Annotated in this window: 15 protein-coding genes and 1 pseudogene; 10 read left to right on the top strand and 6 right to left on the bottom strand. The window is 66.4% G+C overall.

The window, feature by feature from the left end:
• The first annotated feature begins 152 nt into the window (after positions 1–152).
• Positions 153–2,963 (top strand): TonB-dependent receptor, encoded by a 2,811-nt coding sequence (locus PKE71_RS16225; protein WP_271188054.1) that lies wholly within the window; start codon positions 153–155, stop codon positions 2,961–2,963.
• A 363-nt stretch (positions 2,964–3,326) separates the two neighbouring features.
• Complete coding sequence (locus PKE71_RS16220; protein ID WP_271188053.1) at positions 3,327–4,757, top strand: serine hydrolase domain-containing protein; 1,431 nt, start codon at positions 3,327–3,329, stop codon at positions 4,755–4,757.
• 11 nt (positions 4,758–4,768) lie between these two features.
• Here PKE71_RS16220 and PKE71_RS16215 read toward each other — a convergent pair whose 3' ends face one another.
• Complete coding sequence (locus PKE71_RS16215) at positions 4,769–5,320, bottom strand: TlpA family protein disulfide reductase (RefSeq protein WP_271188052.1); 552 nt, start codon at positions 5,318–5,320, stop codon at positions 4,769–4,771.
• A gap of 66 nt (positions 5,321–5,386) precedes the next feature.
• On the opposite strand from PKE71_RS16215, the gene argH reads away from it, so the two are divergent.
• From argH to PKE71_RS16200, 3 genes are all read left to right on the top strand, one after another.
• Positions 5,387–6,793 carry an argininosuccinate lyase gene (argH, locus tag PKE71_RS16210; protein WP_271188051.1) on the top strand — a complete coding sequence of 469 codons (1,407 nt, stop codon included), beginning with the start codon at positions 5,387–5,389 and terminating at the stop codon, positions 6,791–6,793.
• A 35-nt stretch (positions 6,794–6,828) separates the two neighbouring features.
• Positions 6,829–6,981: an LPS translocon maturation chaperone LptM gene (gene lptM, locus PKE71_RS16205; RefSeq protein WP_271188050.1), complete on the top strand. Its 153-nt coding sequence runs from the start codon at positions 6,829–6,831 to the stop codon at positions 6,979–6,981.
• A 68-nt stretch (positions 6,982–7,049) separates the two neighbouring features.
• The gene (locus PKE71_RS16200) at positions 7,050–9,599 is read left to right on the top strand and encodes a DUF4175 domain-containing protein (protein WP_271188049.1); all 2,550 of its coding nucleotides are present in this window, start codon (positions 7,050–7,052) and stop codon (positions 9,597–9,599) included.
• 52 nt (positions 9,600–9,651) lie between these two features.
• Here the strand turns inward: PKE71_RS16200 and PKE71_RS16195 are convergent, their stop codons facing one another.
• The 3 genes and pseudogenes from PKE71_RS16195 to PKE71_RS17670 all read right to left on the bottom strand — a co-directional run.
• Positions 9,652–10,830 carry an ATP-binding protein gene (locus PKE71_RS16195; protein WP_271188048.1) on the bottom strand — a complete coding sequence of 393 codons (1,179 nt, stop codon included), beginning with the start codon at positions 10,828–10,830 and terminating at the stop codon, positions 9,652–9,654.
• Between the two features lie 77 nt (positions 10,831–10,907).
• A complete protein-coding gene (locus PKE71_RS16190) occupies positions 10,908–11,603 on the bottom strand; it encodes a DUF3426 domain-containing protein (protein ID WP_271188047.1) in 696 nt (231 codons plus the stop codon).
• A 51-nt stretch (positions 11,604–11,654) separates the two neighbouring features.
• Positions 11,655–11,759 (bottom strand): annotated as a pseudogene (locus PKE71_RS17670) (MJ0042-type zinc finger domain-containing protein); the annotation flags it as partial.
• Positions 11,760–11,822: 63 nt separating this feature from the next.
• Between PKE71_RS17670 and ftsE the strand changes: the two are divergent.
• The 5 genes from ftsE to PKE71_RS16165 all read left to right on the top strand — a co-directional run bounded on the left by ftsE (position 11,823) and on the right by PKE71_RS16165 (position 15,958).
• Positions 11,823–12,614 (top strand): cell division ATP-binding protein FtsE, encoded by a 792-nt coding sequence (ftsE, locus tag PKE71_RS16185; RefSeq protein ID WP_271188046.1) that lies wholly within the window; start codon positions 11,823–11,825, stop codon positions 12,612–12,614.
• Entirely contained in the window at positions 12,607–13,527 is a 921-nt protein-coding gene (locus PKE71_RS16180; RefSeq protein ID WP_271188045.1) for a cell division protein FtsX, read from the top strand. The genes ftsE and PKE71_RS16180 overlap by 8 nt, the downstream gene beginning before the upstream one ends.
• A 93-nt stretch (positions 13,528–13,620) precedes the next feature.
• Positions 13,621–14,208, top strand: a complete 588-nt coding sequence (locus tag PKE71_RS16175) for a YdcF family protein (RefSeq protein WP_271188044.1) — start codon at positions 13,621–13,623, stop codon at positions 14,206–14,208.
• Positions 14,208–14,951 (top strand): lysophospholipid acyltransferase family protein, encoded by a 744-nt coding sequence (locus PKE71_RS16170; protein WP_271188043.1) that lies wholly within the window; start codon positions 14,208–14,210, stop codon positions 14,949–14,951. The genes PKE71_RS16175 and PKE71_RS16170 overlap by 1 nt, the downstream gene beginning before the upstream one ends.
• 2 nt (positions 14,952–14,953) lie before the next feature.
• Positions 14,954–15,958 carry a DUF2125 domain-containing protein gene (locus tag PKE71_RS16165; protein WP_271188042.1) on the top strand — a complete coding sequence of 335 codons (1,005 nt, stop codon included), beginning with the start codon at positions 14,954–14,956 and terminating at the stop codon, positions 15,956–15,958.
• Between the two features lie 19 nt (positions 15,959–15,977).
• Here the strand turns inward: PKE71_RS16165 and hisC are convergent, their stop codons facing one another.
• The gene (gene hisC / locus PKE71_RS16160) at positions 15,978–17,066 is read right to left on the bottom strand and encodes a histidinol-phosphate transaminase (RefSeq protein ID WP_271188041.1); all 1,089 of its coding nucleotides are present in this window, start codon (positions 17,064–17,066) and stop codon (positions 15,978–15,980) included.
• Positions 17,056–17,850 carry a class I SAM-dependent methyltransferase gene (locus PKE71_RS16155; RefSeq protein ID WP_271188040.1) on the bottom strand — a complete coding sequence of 265 codons (795 nt, stop codon included), beginning with the start codon at positions 17,848–17,850 and terminating at the stop codon, positions 17,056–17,058. Before PKE71_RS16155 ends, hisC begins: the two co-directional genes overlap by 11 nt.
• Between the last annotated feature and the right edge of the window lie 19 nt (positions 17,851–17,869).

Below are 17,869 nucleotides of genomic sequence, written 5' to 3'. Positions count from 1 at the left end.
GATGCAATTTCGCACCGTCACAAAACTTCGATCCAAACGACATGGAAGTGCAGCCATAACGTCATCAGCCTGTCGCGGCTTTTCCCCCAATAAGGCGCCGAAATCGGACTGCCAGGCCCGACTCGCCAGTCATTTCCTTGAAGGGGGACATCATGACCAGGACATTCGCCATGCTCGGCACCGCCTCGGTGCTGGCACTTGCTGCTGCGACCGCTGCCCAGGCCGGTACCATTGCCGGCCGCGTGATGGACGGCTCCCGGACCGTCGGTCTGGAGGGCGCCACCATCCGCATCGTGGAAACGGGCCAGACCGTTGCCGCCGGTTCGGACGGCGCATTCCGCATCGTCGGCCTCGCTGCCGGCACCTACACGCTGCGCATCAGCTATGTCGGCGCCGAGCCGGCCGAGACCTCGGTGACGCTGGCCAGCGTCACGGACACCGCGACCCCGGTGATCGTGATCGGCGAAGATGTCGACTATGTCGACAACATCCTGGTGATCGGCCAGCGCGGCGCGCTCAACTCCGCCCTGTCGCGCCAGCGCGCCAATGACGGCAATATCGTCGTCCTCTCCGCCGACGCGATCGGCCAGTTCCCGGACGAGAACGTCGCCGAGGCCGCCCGCCGCGCCGTCGGCGTGAACGTGCTGAACGACCAGGGCGAAGGCCGTTTCGTCTCGATCCGCGGTCTGGATCCGAACCTCGTCTCCACCTCGATCAATGGCGTGCGCCTGACCTCGCCGGAAGCCGAAGACCGCCAGGTCGGCCTCGACGTCATCGATGCCGACGTGCTCTCCAGCGTCGTTATCAACAAGTCGCTGACGCCGGACATGGACGGTGACAGTGTCGGCGGCAATGTCGAGATCGAGACCACCTCGGGCCTCGATGTCGACCATCTCTACGTCCGCGGCCGGGTGGCTTCGCTCTACTCCGATATCGAACAGGAATTCGGCTGGCGCGGCTCGGTGAACTTCGCCAACAACTTCCTCGACGGCCGTCTCGGCGTGGCCGGCTCGCTGTCGCACCAGGAACGCGTCTTCGGCTCGGAAAGCTATGAGGTCGACGGCGGCTGGGAAACGGACGAAAGCGTGCCTTTCCCGAACGAAGTCGAGATGCGCAACTACCAGATCACGCGCGAACGCACGACGGCGGCCCTGAATTTCGACTATCGCTGGTCGAACGAGCTGAGCTTCTACCTGCGCAACACCTGGTCCGATTTCTCCGACCATGAATACCGCAACCGGGTCGAGGTGAAGCTGGAAGATGCCGAGTACAATGATGCCGCGTCCTCCGGCGATCTGGCGGCTTTCGTCGCCGAAGAGATGGAAATCGACCGCGACATCAAGGACCGCCTGGAAACCCAGATGATCTTCGCCACCGATTTCGGCGGCGAATGGCTGCGCGGCAACACGACGGTCGACTGGTCGCTCTCCTATGTCCATTCCGAAGAGGAAGAGCCGAACCGTCTGGACACCGACTTCTCCTACGAATTCGAGGACGACGAGTCCTTCGGCGTCGACGTCTCCAACCCGCTGATGCCACAGCTTGTCTATGGCGGCGGCCAGACGACCGCTTCGGTCTTCGATCCGTCGATCTACGAAAATGCCGGCTTCGAGGTCACCAACGGCCTGGCCCAGGACCGCGAATACGCCGCAGCCCTGAACATCCGCCACGACTTCAACTATGGCGGCATGGCCACCTACATCCAGTACGGCGTGCGGGCCCGCATGCGCGACAAGAAATACGCGCTGGACTTCGACGTCTATGAAGACGACGGCAATCTGACGCTCGACCAGGTCGTGCGCTCGGTCGACTACTCGCAGGACCGCCTCGGCCCGGTGCCGGATCCGGTCGCGGTGCGCGACTATTTCAACGCCAATCTCGGCGCCCTGGAACTGGATCCGATCGCCAGCGACATCGACAGCTATGGCGCGACCTACGGTGTCGAGGAAGACATCATGGCGGCCTATCTGATGGGCTCCATCGAGAACGGCCCGCTCAGCGTGGTCGGCGGCTTCCGGATCGAGCAGACCGACGTGTCGGCCTATGGCTATGAAGCTTTCCTCGCCGAGGAAGACGCCACCGTCGGCGGTGTGACCCTGGACGAAGACACGGTGATCGTCACGCCGCAATACGTCTCGGACGACTATACCGACGTGCTGCCCTCCATCCTCGCCCGCTATGAAGTGGCCGAGAACTGGATTGCCCGCGCCTCCTACTATGCCTCGATCCAGCGCCCGAACCCGGGCCAGTTCGCACCGCGTCTCCTGGTCGAACAGAATGACGACGACGAGATCGAGGGCGAACTCGGCAATCCGGACCTGCAGCGCCTGGAAGCCGACAATTTCGAGGCCTCGCTGGAATGGTATCCGAACAATGACGCCGTCGTTTATCTCGGCTACTTCTTCAAGGATCTGGAAAACGTCATCGGCCCGATCCAGTACGAGAACGAGCTGATCAATGGCCGCCTGTTCGACGAGGCCGACAGCTATATCAACCTGCCGGAAGCGGAAGTGTCGGGCTGGGAGTTCAACTACCAGCAAGCGCTCGACTTCCTGCCGGTGGAAGGCTTCATCGCCGGCTTCAACGCCACCCTCGCCGATAGCGAGGCGACCCTGCCGGACGGCCGTGTCGTGCCGCTGCCGCGCCAGTCGGACGAAGTCTGGAACGCCGTGCTCGGCTACGACCAGGGCCCCTGGGACCTGCGCGCCGTCGTCTCGCACCGCTCCGAATTCCTCGACGAGATCCGCGGCGATGCCGGCGAGGACCGGATCGTGCTCGACCACACCCAGCTCGACCTGTCGGCAAAGTTCCGCTTCAACGACCATCTCCAGATCTTCGGCGATCTGAAGAATGTCACTGACGAACCCTACCGCGCCGTGACCCGTCCGGACGGTGTCGACCGGGTGGAACAGTTCGAAGAATATGGCTGGTCGGCCGTCTTCGGCGTGCGCTTCACCTACTAGGCGAGCATTGCATTCCACACAGGAAACCCCGGGCCTTCGGCCCGGGGTTTTTCTTTTTATTTCCGATAGTTAATTCTCGGCGCGACCGACGCGAAACTGTCTTCCAGGCGTCACCGATCCGTCGCGTTATCGGCGTAGACAGGCGCCGACCCGCTCCTCCCCGACCGGGTGACCTTCCCGCTTATCCCTCCGGGCAAGGTTTCAAACTCACAGGGCCGTCCGCGTTGTGGACGGCCCTTTTTTCTGTCCGGTGCCCCCTTACGACACAGTAAGTTGTTCCGGAGCGGCGGTGCTGCTTGACTGACGGCATCCTGCCAACCGGCTGTTTCTCCAAAAGATGCCGACAGATAACGGACCCTGCCGATGAGTATTCTGGCGCCGTGCCTGGCCGCACTTGCTGCACTCTCCCTGCAGGGCGAGCCCGTGCCCGGGTTGCAGTCATCGCCCGACCGCATCCGGGAAAGCGTGCTTCCCGCCCACTATCTGGAAGGCCATCTCGACGCGAGGTCGATCCCGCAGGCGATGCTGGAGCAGGATATTCCCGGGCTCGGCATGGCTTTCATCGAGGATGGAGAAATCGCCTGGCAGATGACGTTCGGCTATGCCGATCTTGCCACGGCAGCTCCGGTCACGCCCGACACCGTGTTCGCGGCGGCTTCGCTGAGCAAGCCCGTGGCGGCCATGATGGCGCTGCACCTGGTCGACCGGGGCGCGCTGAGCCTGGACGCGGATGTCGACGATTATCTGCACGACTGGCAGATCCCCGCCAGCGCATTCACGGCCGAAGAGCCCGTCACCCTGCGCCGCCTGGTCGGCCACACGGCCGGCATCGCCAATCATCTTTGGTCGGCCTACGATCCGGGCGAACCGCTCCCCTCGATCGAGGCCATGCTGACCGGTGCGCCGCCTTCGGTGGATCCGCCGGCCGCCGTGGAAGCCGTCCCCGGCGCGCGCTACCGCTACTCCAATCCCGGCTATGCCATCATCCAGAAACTGGTGCAGGACGCGACCGGCGAGGATTTCCAGACCGCCGCGGAGCGGATCGTCTTCTCCCCGGCCGGCATGACGCGCAGCACTTTTGCCCAGCCGGCCCCGCCGGCACTGAACGCAGCGGCCGCGACCGGTTATTCCAACGCGCTGCAGCCCTATCCCGACAGGCTGTTTCCCTTCCTCGCGGCCGGCGGCATGTGGTCGACACCGGGCGATCTGGCCCGCTTCATGGGCACGCTGATGGAGGATCGGGCAACGGGCGCGGGCCGTATCCTCTCCCCTGAACTGGCCGCAGAGGTTTTCGCGCACTCCGAAGGCCGGCTGGGCTTTACCCGGACGCCGGGCGCCGATGGCGAAGTGCTGGTCGAGCACTGGGGCAGCAATGCCGGCTTCACCAGCTACATGGTGGGCCATCTGCCCGGCAATCAGGCGCTGGTCGTCATGACCAACAGCGATAACGGTTTCAACCTGATGGCCTCGATTGCGCGGTCGGTTGCGCATGAATACGGCTGGCCTCTGCTGGAGCCCACGGTCTACACGGAGGCCGGTCTGCCCGCGGCGGATCTCCAGCGTTTCGCCGGCACGTATGGCGACGGACTGGTCTTCTCGGTGGCAGACGGTGCCCTCACCCTCACAGCCCCCGGCGACGCGGCGGCACAAACACTTGTCCCCGTCGGCCCCGCGACACTCATCTCGCCATCGCAGAACACGACCTACCAGTTCATCGAAGCGAATGACGGCGCGATCCGATGGGTCCGCATGACGCAGGGGAGCGGCTACAATAATGATTTTCCAAGGAACTAGATGCCGCTCGCTCAAGCGCCCCTTGCAATCGCCGCCCGGATCAGGGCCTTGGCGTCCTCGCTGTCCCATTCGGCCGGCGCTGTGACCCGGCCCAGTTCGCGGCCCTGACGGTCGTAGAGCACCGAGGTCGGCAGGCCGGGCGTGCGGATCTGGGAGAAGCTGGCCAGATTGCTGTCATGGATGATCGGCAGGTTTTCCAGCTCGATCCGCTCGAAGAAGGCCAGCACCTCGTCCATCGAGCGGTCGAGACTGACGGTGACGACCTGGAAGTCTTCGCCGCCAAGATCGGCCTGCAGCCGGTCCAGCGCCGGCATTTCCTCCACGCAGGGCCCACACCAGGTGGCCCAGAAATTCACCAGGATCACCTGGCCGCGATAATCCGACAGGCGCACCTCATCGCCGTTTTCGTCGACATAGACGGCTTCCGGCTGGGGCGGCGCATCGTCGATCTGGGTGAACCGGCGCATCTCGCCGCGGGCATAGCTTTCCAACCCGCCCGCATCGCTCTGGTCCATCGCGCTGAACACCACGACAAGGAATCCCACCACGAGGATTGCGGCCATGCCAAAAATGGCTATTCCAAGTGGAGTCTTCATATCGCTTCGCTCCCAAATCCGCAGGAATCCCCGATGGTCGAGAAATCCCCGCAACCCTCCAAGTCCAGCGCCATGTGGGGCGGACGTTTCGATGCCGGGCCGTCGGCGGTGATGGAAGCCATCAATGCCTCCGTCGATGTCGACCGGCGCATGGCCGAGCAGGATATCGACGGATCCCTCGCCCATGCCCAGATGTTGAGCGAAACCGGTGTGATTTCAAGCGAGGATGCTGCGGCAATCCGCCAGGGCCTGGAACAAATCCGTGAGGAGATCCGCGCCGGCGACTTCACCTGGTCGGCCGCGCTGGAAGACGTGCACATGAATGTCGAGGCGCGGCTGAAGGCGATTGTCGGCGAACCGGCCGGCCGCCTGCACACCGCCCGCTCGCGCAATGACCAGGTCGCGACCGACTTCCGCCTCTGGCTGCGCGATGCCTGCGACCGGATCGATGCCCAGCTGGCAGAATACCAGAAGGCCCTCGTCGCCCAGGCCGAAAAGCATGTCGACCAGGTGATGCCCGGCTTTACCCATCTGCAGACCGCCCAGCCGGTCTCGCTGGCGCACCACCTCCTGTCCTATGTCGAAGTGGCGCAGCGCGATCGCGGCCGCTTTGCCGACGCCCGCAAGCGCCTCAATGAAAGCCCGCTGGGCTGTGCGGCACTGGCCGGCACGGCCTTTCCCATCGACCGCAAGATGACCGCGAAGGCGCTCGGCTTCGACCGGCCCATGGCCAATTCGCTCGATGGTGTCGCGGCGCGCGACTTCGCGCTGGAAGTGCTCTCGGCGGCGGCGATCTGCGCGGTGAACCTGTCGCGCTTCGCCGAGGAGATCGTGCTGTGGTGCACGCGCCGTTTCGGCTTCGCCAGCCTGTCGGACGCCTGGTCGACCGGCTCCTCGATCATGCCGCAAAAGCGCAATCCGGACGCCGCCGAACTGGTGCGCGCCAAGCCGGGCCGCATCATCGGCTCGCTGACCGGGCTGCTGACCGTGGTGAAGGGCCTGCCGCTGGCCTATTCGAAAGACCTGCAGGAAGACAAGGCGCCGGTCTTCCAGGCGATCGACGATCTGGAACTGGCGCTGCTGGCGATGGCCGGCATGACCGCCGATCTCACCTTCCACGGCGCGGCGATGGAAGCGGCTGCCGGCGAAGCCTATTCCGACGCCACGGATCTGGCCGACTGGGTGGTGCGCGAACTGGGCAAGCCCTTCCGCGACGCCCATCACATCTCCGGCTCGATCGTGAAGATGGCCGAGAAGCGCGATATCCCGCTGGCACAACTGTCACTGGACGAGATGCAGAGCGTCGAACCGGGGATCGACGAACGCGTGTTTTCCGTGTTGAGTGCCCGGGCATCGATGGAAAGCCGCACCAGTTTCGGTGGCACCTCGCCGGTGCGTGTGCGCGAACAGGTCGCCGCGTGGAAAGCCCGGCTGGGCTAGCCGTGCAGCGCCGGTCCGGAGTTGAGGGAATGGACATGAAACGACGCCTTGCCGCCCTGGTCCTTGCGACCCTGAGCGCCCTGACCGTCGCCGCCTGCGGCCTGCGCGGCGAACTGGAACGCCCGCCACCCCTGTGGGGCGATCCGCCGCCGCAGGACGAAAACGCCGGCGGCGACAGCGAAAACTAGCGCCCGGCTCTCCAAATCGTAATGCATGTGGCTCTCGTCTATCGCGTTGGCCATGATAGGGTTTGTGCATGCGTCGCCGCTCGCTCATAGCTGCCGGGTGCGCCCTTGTCTGGGAAGCCTCGGTTCCGGTGCTCTGGCCTGTTCTGGCCTGGGCTTCTGCCTTTGCGATTCTGGCTCTTCTGGGCTTGTGGGACCGGATCGGCGATCCCTGGCGCGCGATCTATGCCCTTGCCACCCTGTTGCCCGCGGCCTGGCTGACCTGGCGCGGCATCCGCGCCTTCCGCTGGCCCGATGCCGATGCGCTGGCCCGCCGTGTCGAAGAGGACAGCGGCATCGAGGCACGCCCGCACGAGGCGCTCACCGACAAACCATCCGGCAGCGATCCTGTCGCCCTGCGTGTCTGGCAGGAACACCAGGCCCGCATGCGCCGCCGCCTCGCCTCGGCCCATGCCCGCCGCCCCAAGGCCGCCTGGGCCCGCACCGACCGCTGGGCCCTGCGCGGCACGCTGGGCCTGCTGCTCGTGGTGTCCTGGCTGGTCGCCGGACCGGCGGCCCGCGACCGTCTGGGCGAGGCCTTCGGCCTGACGCCCATTCTGGCGGGCGGTGAAACCCTGAGCATCGACGCCTGGATCGACCCGCCGGCCTATACCGGACGCGCGCCGGTCTTCCTGGCGGAGACCGAGCGCAGCGCCGAAGTGCCGGAAGGCTCGACCTTCATCACCCGTGTGGCCGGCAGCCGGCGCGAGCCGCGCCTCACCCTGCGCAGCGAAGCGGGAACAGAGCGTGGCGAAGTCCGCGAAATCGGCGATGGCGTCTGGGAGGTCCGCGCGCCTGTCACCGGCGATGCCACCGTCCGCCTGGCCGCGCCCGGCACGCGCGAGACCTGGACGCTCGACGCCATTCCCGACACACCGCCACGCGTGCGCCTGCTCGCCGTCCCCGACGCGACATCGGCCGGCGAACTCGATCTGCGCTTTTCGGTGCAGGACGATTACGGCCCCACCGGCTACGCACTCGATATCCGCCCGGAAGAGGATGAGAGCGCCGGCTGGGAGCGCCTGCCGATCGACGCTGTATCCGTCACGCCGCTCAGCGAGGGCGAAGGTCTGGGCACGCTGCTGGAAACCGCCCGCCACCCGCTGGCCGGCTCGCGCGTGACGATCCGCCTGGCCGTCACCGACGCGGCCGGCAATGAGGGCCTGTCGCCGCCCCTGGGCGTGACCCTGCCCGAACGGGTATTCCTGGACGCGCTGGCCCGCGCCGTGGCCGAACAGCGCCGCGGCGTGATGGCGGCCGATGCCGCCTATGCCCCCCTGCCCGAGCGCCCGGTGATGTATGCCGAGGATATCCCGCCCGGCCCGGCCTATCTGGCTGAAGAGCCCGAGCGCCGGATCGAGCGCGCCCCGGAAGGCCTGCAATATGCCGCCCGCGCGCTGGACGCGATTTCCGACGCGCCGATCTATTTCTTCGACGATCCGATCGTCTATCTGGGCATTCGCGAGACCGTGCACCGCCTGCGCCGGGCGCGCGACCAGGTCGACCTGACCGGGCTGGACGACGATCTGTGGAATATCGCCCTGCGCGCCGAGCTGGGCTCTCTGGCCGATGCGGAAGCCGCACTGCGCGCCGCCGAGCGGGCTCTGATGGAAGCCATGGCGCGCGGTGCCGACGAGACCGAGCTGGCCGCCCTGTTCGAGGCCTATGAAGAGGCGATGGACAACTACATGGCCGCCCTCGCCCGCGAGGCCGCCGAAGAAGGCAATTTTGCCGAAGGCGGCGGCGGTCCGCAGCTTGACCAGCAGATGCTGCAGGAAATGCTGAACGCCCTGCGCGAGGCCGCCGAGCTGGGCGATACGGCCGAGGCACGCCAGGCATTGGCCGCGTTGAGCGAGCTTCTGCGCAACATGCAGATGCAGATGGGCCAGGGTACTGGCGGCGAGGGCGAAAGCGACGCCACCTCGGAAGCCATGCGCGAGGCGCTGGAAGAACTCGGCGAGATGATCGGCGAGCAGCGCGACCTGCAGGACCAGACCTTCGGCCTGAACCAGCAGCAACAGCAGGGCGGTGGTGCTCCGCAAAGCGGCGAGCAGTCGGGCCAGCCCTCCGGTCAGGGTTCGCAATCGCTGGCCGAGAACCAGAGCGGCGGTGCGTCGAGCACCCAGCAGCTGGCGGACGCCCAGGGCCAGCTGGCCCAGCGCTTCGGCGAGTCGGCCGAGGCCGTGCCCGGTGAAGGCGAGAGCGGCGAGACGCTCGGCCAGGCCGGCCAGGCCATGCGCGAGGCCGAGGAGGCTCTGCGCCAGGGCAGTACCGAAGACGCACTGGCCGCCCAGGAACAGGCGCTCGCCCAGTTGCGCGAGGGCGCCGAGGAACTCGCTCGCGAGCTGATGGAACGCATGGAAGAGGGCCGGGGACAGGCCATGGGCGAAGGCGAGGAAACCGATCCGCTGGGCCGGCCGTCCGAAGGCGCCTTCGCCGACGGATCCGGTGTCGAGGTGCCCGAGGAGATGAGCCGGGCCCGGGCCCGGGCCATCCTGGAAGAACTGCGCCGCCGGGCCGCCGAAAGCGGCCTGACCCAGGAAGAGCTGGACTATATCGAACGCCTGCTCGACCGGTTCTGAGCCAACGGGCCATTGCCTGCATAAACGCGCACCGCAGCCCGGCGGGATACGGTCAGTTGGCAGCCCGACTTGCCGACACTTCGTTCAACAATTCCCGCAGCCCGATGGCTTCGACGCCATCGGCCAGCGGGTAACGCTCCTGACCGCCATATGCGAAGAACGCCCGCGCAGGCTGCAGGTCCTCGCATGCAGAGCGGAAGCCGCGGGTGAGCTTGGGCGTACTGGTACGCTTGATTTCGATCGCCCAGACTTCGCCGTCCCGCTCGACGAGAAGATCGATCTCCGCTCCGCCCGCCGCCCGGTAGAAGCTGAGCTGATGAGCATCCAGCTGACCGGCTCCGGCGATGTTCTCGACAACAAAACCCTCCCAGCTCCCGCCCAGAACCGGATGCCCCAGCAGGGCGTCGAAACTGTCGATGCCCAGCAATGTGTGGCAGAGCCCGCTGTCGCGGACATAGAGTTTCGGCGACTTGACCAGCCGCTTCTTGGTATTTCTGTGCCAGGGCATGAGCTTGCGGACCAGCAGCAGGTCGATCATCAGATCGCGGTAGTTCGCGACGGTCTTGCTGTCGACGCCCAGTGAACGGCCGAATTCGGACGCATTGAACAGGCCGCCCTGATGATGCGCCAGCATCGTCCAGAAGCGGCGCAGCGTTTCCGCCGGAATGCGTGTCCCGAGCTGCGGAATGTCCCTTTCAAGATAGGTCCGGATGAAATCGCGGCGCCAATTGACGCTTGCCCGCCCTCTGGACGCCAGCAGGCTACGCGGGAAGCCGCCCCGTTCCCAGAGGGTCGAAACCGGGATCCCCTCATCAAGTTCACTGGCCATGACCGGTGCCAGCTCGCGGTACGCCACGCGGCCGGCAAGCGACTCCGAGGACTGGTTCATGAGCTCCATCGACGCGGAGCCGAGCAACAGGTAGCGCCCGTCGCCGCGGCCGAGCCGGCGAGCCTCGTCGATAAGGCCACGCAGCGTTCCGAAGAGTTCCGGAACACGATGAACCTCGTCAAGAACAACCAGCTTGTCCAGATGATCGCGTAGATAGAGTTCCGGATCCTGAAGCTTGGCGATATCCGACGGCCGTTCGAGATCGAGATAGATCGATGGCCGGCCCGATGCGATCTCGCGTGCCAGCGTGGTCTTGCCCACCTGACGCGGCCCGAGCAGGACCACCGCGGGGTTTTCATCCAGCGCCTCGACAATTTCCGCAGTCAGATCGCGCGATATCATCCTAGCAATTTCGTATATAACTTCCGAATCTGCAAGGATAAGATATCCCGTGTCGTCGCCGGACGCGGCCGGTGAAATCAGTGATGACCGCCGTCAGCCGTTTCCTGGTGCTCGGCGACGACCGGCTCATGTGTGGCAGCCGGAGCCGCGGCGTGATCGGGCGCATCGCGGGACGGCTCTGGGTGAGACGGAGCAGCATGCGCATCATCTGCCTCGCCGGCATCCTCGTGCGCCGCATTGCCGGTCGCCGCATGGGCCATCAGCATGACCTCGACCTCGACGGCCGAGGGCGGCGGGTCGGACACGACGGTACGGAATTCCTGGCGCTTGCCTGCACGGATCTGCGCGGCCGGTACCGACACCGTCCATTCCAGAACCGACTCGCCCTGCGCATCGCGCAGCACGGCGCGCAGGCCCGGCATGGCGCGCGAGCGGCGGTCGAAATTGCGCACATCGCCCTCGATCACCAGCAGCGGAACGCCGTGATCCACATCGCGGCGGATATCCAGCTCACCGACCGAGAAGCCGTAGGGGTTCACCTCGGCGCCGACTGCAGCATAGGCCGAAGAGGCGCGCGGCCAGAGCGTGACAACATCGACCCGGAAGATCCAGGCGGTCGTCAGCACGACAGCGCAGGCAACAGCCAAAGCGCCCCAGGCCCCGCCTGCGGCAGCGACCGAGAGGGTGTGACGTTTCTTTTCCTGGCGTTCGCGGAAAGCCTTGTGCGGCTGCTTCTCGACGACGGGTTCGGCCGGGGATTCCGGTGAGACCATGTCTTGCGCCGCGGCCGCTTCCGTTGGAATCTGGGCGTCGGCGGTCCATACATGTCCGCAGGATGCACAGCGCACACGGCGGCCGGCGCTGCCGATTGCGTCGGCATTCGCGCGATACCGCGTAGAACAGGACGGACAGCTCAGTACAATGCTCATCGTGCGTCGTTTTCGTCCAACCAGGTTCACCCGTGTCAGTGGAGGCACTCCATCAACCCGAGTATGACCGCTTCCCCGCACAGCGATCCCGAACCGGTTGTCCGCTTCGACAATGTCGGCATGCGGTACGGACGCGGCCCGGAGATTCTGCGCGATTTGTCGTTTGATTTACCACGGGGTTCTTTCCAATTTCTCACCGGACCATCCGGTGCAGGCAAGACATCGCTGTTGAAGCTCATCTACCTGGCCGCCAAACCCTCGCGCGGACTGGTCTCCTTCTTCGGCCGCGACACCGCGACCCTGCCGCGCCGCGATCTGCCGGACCTGCGCCGCCGGATCGGTGTGGTGTTCCAGGAATTCCGTCTTCTCAATCACTTGAGCGTGTTCGACAATGTCGCCCTGCCGCTGCGCGTGGCCGGAAAGAAGCGCTCGGACTATGCCGAGGACGTGGCCGAACTCCTCGCCTGGGTGGGCCTGGGCGATCGCATGTCGGCCCTGCCGCCGACCCTGTCCGGCGGTGAGCAGCAGCGTGTCGCGATCGCCCGCGCCGTGGTCGGCCAGCCGGAAATCCTCATCGCCGACGAGCCGACAGGCAATGTCGACCCCGAGATGGGCATGCGTCTGCTGCGCCTCTTCGCCGAACTGAACAAGCTGGGCACGACGATTGTCATTGCGACGCACGACCTGCAGCTGGTGCGGATGGTGGACGCACCCGTGATGACGCTGTCGAACGGCCATCTGCATATCCGTCCCTCACGCGGCCGCCGTCAGCGCGAGGCCGATCAGCGTGAAGCCGAAGGCCGTGAGGCGCTGGACGCGATGTCGCCTCCCGATCCGGAGTCCGGCGATGAGTGAGCCCGCCGTTCCCAAACCGCCCGCCGGTGGCAATGGTCGGCTTCTGCCGCCCGATGCAGGCCGCGACCGGCCGCTGTTTCTCGTCGCCGCCATCCTGGTCTTCCTCGCCTGCGTGGCGGCCCTCGGCGCCCGCGGTGCCTGGGTGCAGGCCCAGACCTGGACCAGCGATCTGGAGTCCAGCCTGACCATCCAGATCCGTCCCGTCGACGGGCGTGACGCCACCGCCGATGCCGAAGCGGCTGCGGAGATTGCCCGCTCCCTGGACGGCGTCCGGGATGCGACTGCCCGTACGCGCGAACACGCGCTGGCCCTGCTCCGCCCCTGGCTTGGCGAAGGCAATCTGCCGGACGATCTGCCCCTGCCACTGATGGTGGAAGTCGAGCTGGACAGCGAGACCGTTCGCGCCGGCAGCTTCCAGCCCGAGGCACTACAGGCCCGGCTGGACGAGGCCGGGCTGGCCGCGACCGTCGACGATCATTCGCGCTGGGCAGCAGCCGTGCGCCGCGCCGCGACGACCGCACAGACGCTGGGCCTGGCCCTTCTGGCACTGGTTGCCGGTGCCGCCGCGGCCGTCGTCGCCTTCGCCGCCCGGGCCAGCCTCGCCGCCCGCGTCGACGTGATCGACGCGCTGCATCTGTGCGGCGCCGAGGACCGGTTTATCGCCGGCCTGTTCCAGCGGCGCTTCTTCATGCTGGGCCTGAAGTCCGGAGCCGCCGGCGCGATCTTTGCCGGCCTGGTGTCCATTCTGGTCAGTATCGGCGGATCGCCGGCCGACATGGCATTCTTCCTGCCGCAATGGGCTGCCGACCCGTTCGAGCTGGTCCTGCTGGCCCTGGCCCCCTTGCTGGCCGGTCTGACCGCCGCGGTTTCGGCGCGACTTGCTGTCGCGTCGGACTTGCGGGGACGCTGGTAGCGCGCCACAAAACGGCCGGGTTCGCGAGGACATGCTGATGCAGGTTTCACGGGCGGCAGACGCCGCGCAGCGATACGGGATCGGAAGGACGCGATGAGCCGGGGCTGGATGGCATTGCGCACACTCGCCTTCCTGCTGGTGGCCGGACTGGCCATCGGCTTTCTTGTGTTCGCCGGCCGGATAGCCACCTACGCCACCCCCGATACCGGGCGCCAGGCCGATGCCATCGTCGTGCTGACCGGCGATGCGGGCCGCACCACGGCGGGGATCGATCTCCTGCGTGAAGGCCGTGCGCCGCAGCTGCTGATTTCCGGTGTCGACGCCGCGGCCACGCCGGCCGATATCCAGCGCCATTCCGGCCTGTCCGACGACGAGCTGGACTGCTGCGTCATTCTCGGCCGCGACGCGACGGACACGATCGGCAATGCCCGCGAGGCCGGCGCGCTGGTGCGCGAAAACGGCTATCGGAGCTTGATCATCGTTACATCAGACTATCATCTGCCGCGCAGCCTCCTGGAGATGCGCGCCCTGATGCCCGGTGTCGAACTGATCGCCTATCCCGTCCGCACGACGCCGCCCTGGCGGGATTTCGGGGCATCGCGCCTGTGGCTGCAGGAATATGCCAAATTCACCGCCGTGTGGCTGCGCCAGACCGTTACACCGCGTCCCGAAAGCGTCTGATGACCCTGATCCGCTCGCTCGTCTTCTACATCTACATGTATTCGCTCATGGTCTTCATGGGCCTGGTCGGTCTGCCTCTGCTGCTGGGGCCACGCACCTGGTCGCGCAGCTGGCTTCGGGCCTATCTCAAAATGCTCTGGTTCGGCCTGCGCTGGATCTACGGCATCACCTTCGAGGTGCGCGGCCGCGAACACCTGCCCGCAGGCGGCGCGCTGGTTGCCTCCAAGCATATGAGCATGTGGGAGACGCTCGCCTTCTGGGAAATCCTGCCCGATCCGGCGATCATCCTGAAACACACCCTCACCTACATGCCCTTCTTCGGCTGGTTTGCCGTCAAGCTGGGCAATATCTCGGTGAACCGGAAGAAGGGCGCCAGCGCGCTGAAGGGCATGATGCGCGATGCGGCCCGCCGGGCCGGCGAGGACCGCCAGATCCTGATCTTCCCGGAAGGCACCCGCGTCGAACCGGGCGAGCACCCCGACTTCAAGCCGGGTGCTGCCGGGCTGTATCTGAATATGGGCGTGCCCTGCGTGCCGGTGGCGCTGAATTCCGGTGTCTTCCTGAAATCCTATTGCGGCCTGAAGCGGCCGGGCCGGATCGTGGTCGAGTTTCTCGAACCGATCCCGCCGGGGCTGGGCAAGCCCGAATTCCTGCGCGAACTGCATACGCGCATCAACACCGCATCGGACGCCCTGCAGGCGGTCGATGACGCCGGAATGCCGTTGGGGAGGACAGGCCGGTGACCATGAGAACCAAACTGCTATGGCCGATCGCGGCCATCATCGGGCTGTTTGTGCTGTATTCGGCCTACTGGGTCGTCGCCAGCGGACAGATCCGCAAGGGCGTCAATGAGTGGATCGCCGACAAGGAAAACGCCGGCTATCAGATCGATCACGCCGGTCTGCATATCGGCGGCTATCCCTATCGTTTCCAGATCCGGCTCGTTGAACCGCATTTCCGCGCGCCGCAGAGCGATGGCGGCTGGGATGCCCGGCTGCAGGAACTCAGCGCGAACGCCATGCCGCACGACCTGTCGCACTGGATCGTCGCTTTCGGTGGCCCGCTGCTGCTGGAAGACTATGCCAGCGAAGGCAGCATGATCGAGGTGACGGGATCCGACGCCCGCATCAGCCTGGTCTACAGCGTGACCGGCGAGACCGAACGCGTCGGGGCGGAATTCCGCGATCTTGTAGTAACCACGCATGCCGGCTCACCACCGGATATCCGCTCCGTCGACGAGCTCCTGATGTCCGGTGCTGTGGATGAAGAAGACGGCTTGCGCATGCGCTTGGCTGTTTCCGGTGTCCGCGCGGCGCCCGGCGTGCTGGAGCCCGATGTGGAGCGCGCCTTCGGTGACACCGCCCGCACGGCCCGGGTCGATCTCGAGGTCACGCACTGGTCGGCCCTGGCCGACGGCGCCAACGCCATCGCCTGGCGCGACGCCGGCGGTGCGCTGCAGATCGCCGATGCCGAGCTGGAATGGGGCCCGGCTCACATCACAGGCAATGGCGACTTCACCATCGACAGCCTGGCCCGTCCCGACGGGCGCCTGTCCCTGCGCGTCACCGATCCCGACACGCTGGCCGATGCCTTGGTCGAGGCAGGCATCGTGCCGCGCGAGAACGAGCAGGCCCTGCGCCTCGCCGCCATGCTGGCGCCACGCGGCCCGGACGGTGTCGCCCTGCCCTTCCGCATCCATGACGGCGGCATCTATCTGGGTCCGGTGCGCCTGGGCGCCATCGACGAGTGATCGCCCGACAAGCCGATGTCTAGCCGCCCATGAATTCGGCAAGACCGTCCACCAGGCGGCGATTTTCCGCGGCCTTGCCGACCGTGGCACGCAGCGCATTGGGCAGGCCATAGGGCTCGACCGGACGGATGATCAGGCCTTTGGACGTCAGGAAGGCGTCGGCGTCCCTGGCCGTGCGGCCCGGCGTCTCCGGGAAGTGGATCAGCACGAAATTGCACACGCTCGGTGTCACTTCCAGGCCCAGACCGCCGATCTGCTGACGCAGCCAGGCGACCCATTCCTCATTGTGATCGGCCGAGCGTTTCATGAAGTCGCGATCGGCGATCGCCGCCGTACCGGCTTCGATGGCCGGCAGGTTGACGTTGAACGGGCCGCGCACCCGGTGCAGCACATCGATGATGGACTTGTTGCCATAGGCCCAGCCCAGGCGCGCACCGGCCAGGCCATGGATCTTGGAGAAGGTGCGGGTCACGACGACATCATCGCGCTCGCGCGCCAGTTCGAGACCGGCGGAATAATCGGCATTGCGCACGAACTCGGCATAGGCCGCATCGACCACCAGCAGGGTCGATGACGGCAGCGCGTCGCGCAGGCGGCGCACTTCGGCGTCGGAGATATAGGTGCCGGTCGGATTGTTCGGATTGGCCAGGAAGACGATCTTCGCGTCATCGCCGGCCGCCTCGATCAGCGCATCGACATCGGTGGTGTAATTGCGCTCGGGTGCAGAAACGAGCTCGGCACCGGACTGCATCGCCACGAGGCGATAGACCAGGAAGCCGTACTGCGACTGCACCACCTTGTCGCCCGGATCGAGATAGGCCCGGCCCAGGAGCTGCAGCAGTTCGTCGGAGCCGCAGCCGCAGACGATGTTTTCCGCTTCCAGACCTTCCTCGCGCGCAATCGCTTCGCGCAGCTTGGTCGCGCCGCCATCGGGATAGAGATGCAGGCGCTTGGCGGACGCCTCGAAGGCTGCTGCCGCCTTGGGCGAACAGCCCAGCGCGTTCTCGTTCGAGGACAGCTTCACCGGATCGGCGATGCCCGGCGCTTCCGCGGCACCCGGCTTGTAGGGACGAATGTCGAGAATGCCCGCGCGCGGCTCAATACCCATGAAGCGACCTCTGGTCCTGGAGCGTCCGGTCAGCCCCTTGCCGTCCGGACAGGTGACGGGGAGATAGCGCGGGCTGCGCCTGCCCTTCAAGTGCGCGTTTGCGGACGGGCGCAGTGCGGCGCTGCGGCCGGACTGCACCGGTATGCTTCACGGCCTCTGCCAGGATGACCCCGCCCAGACCGGGCCAGGCGTATTCCCCGACCTCTTCCCACACCGACGCGATACGCCGGTGGGTCGCCCAGCCCCAGGGCGGCGCATAGAGCGCCCGCGACCAGGCTGTGGCCTCCAGCAGCGAATCCTCGAGCAGGCCGGACAGCTGGCCGCGCGTGAAGGGCCGGCCATGACCGAAGGGGGTCTTGTCGGACAGCGCCCACATGCCGCTGCGCGAGGCCGTCACCAGCATCAGCCGCCCCTCCGGGGCCATCACCCGCCAGATTTCACGCAGCAGGGCCGGCAGGCTGTCGGCCTCTTCCAGCGCATGGACCAGCAAGACCCGGTCGAACAGGGCTTCGGGGAAAGGCAGGCGGACCTCGTCGCCCAGCGCTGTCGGCGTGCCTTCGCGGGCCGGCACGACCACCCCCTGCCCGGCGGGCATGAAGGAGATGCAGCGCCGCGACTGGCGGCGATAGGGGTCCAGATAGGGATTGGCAAAACCCAGGCCCAGCACGTCGAGATCGCGCGTCTCGGGCCACAGCGCCCGGATACGCCGCCCGATCATGCGGCGGGCGGTCAGACCCTGGCGGGTCTTGTAGAAGCGATCGAGTTCGGTGGCATCGCGGCGCACTGGCCAGACTCCCCGTTCA

The sequence above is a fragment of the Maricaulis virginensis genome (assembly GCF_027922185.1).
In the GTDB taxonomy this organism is placed as follows: domain Bacteria; phylum Pseudomonadota; class Alphaproteobacteria; order Caulobacterales; family Maricaulaceae; genus Maricaulis; species Maricaulis virginensis.
This window is presented reverse-complemented; position numbering and strand designations above follow the sequence as displayed.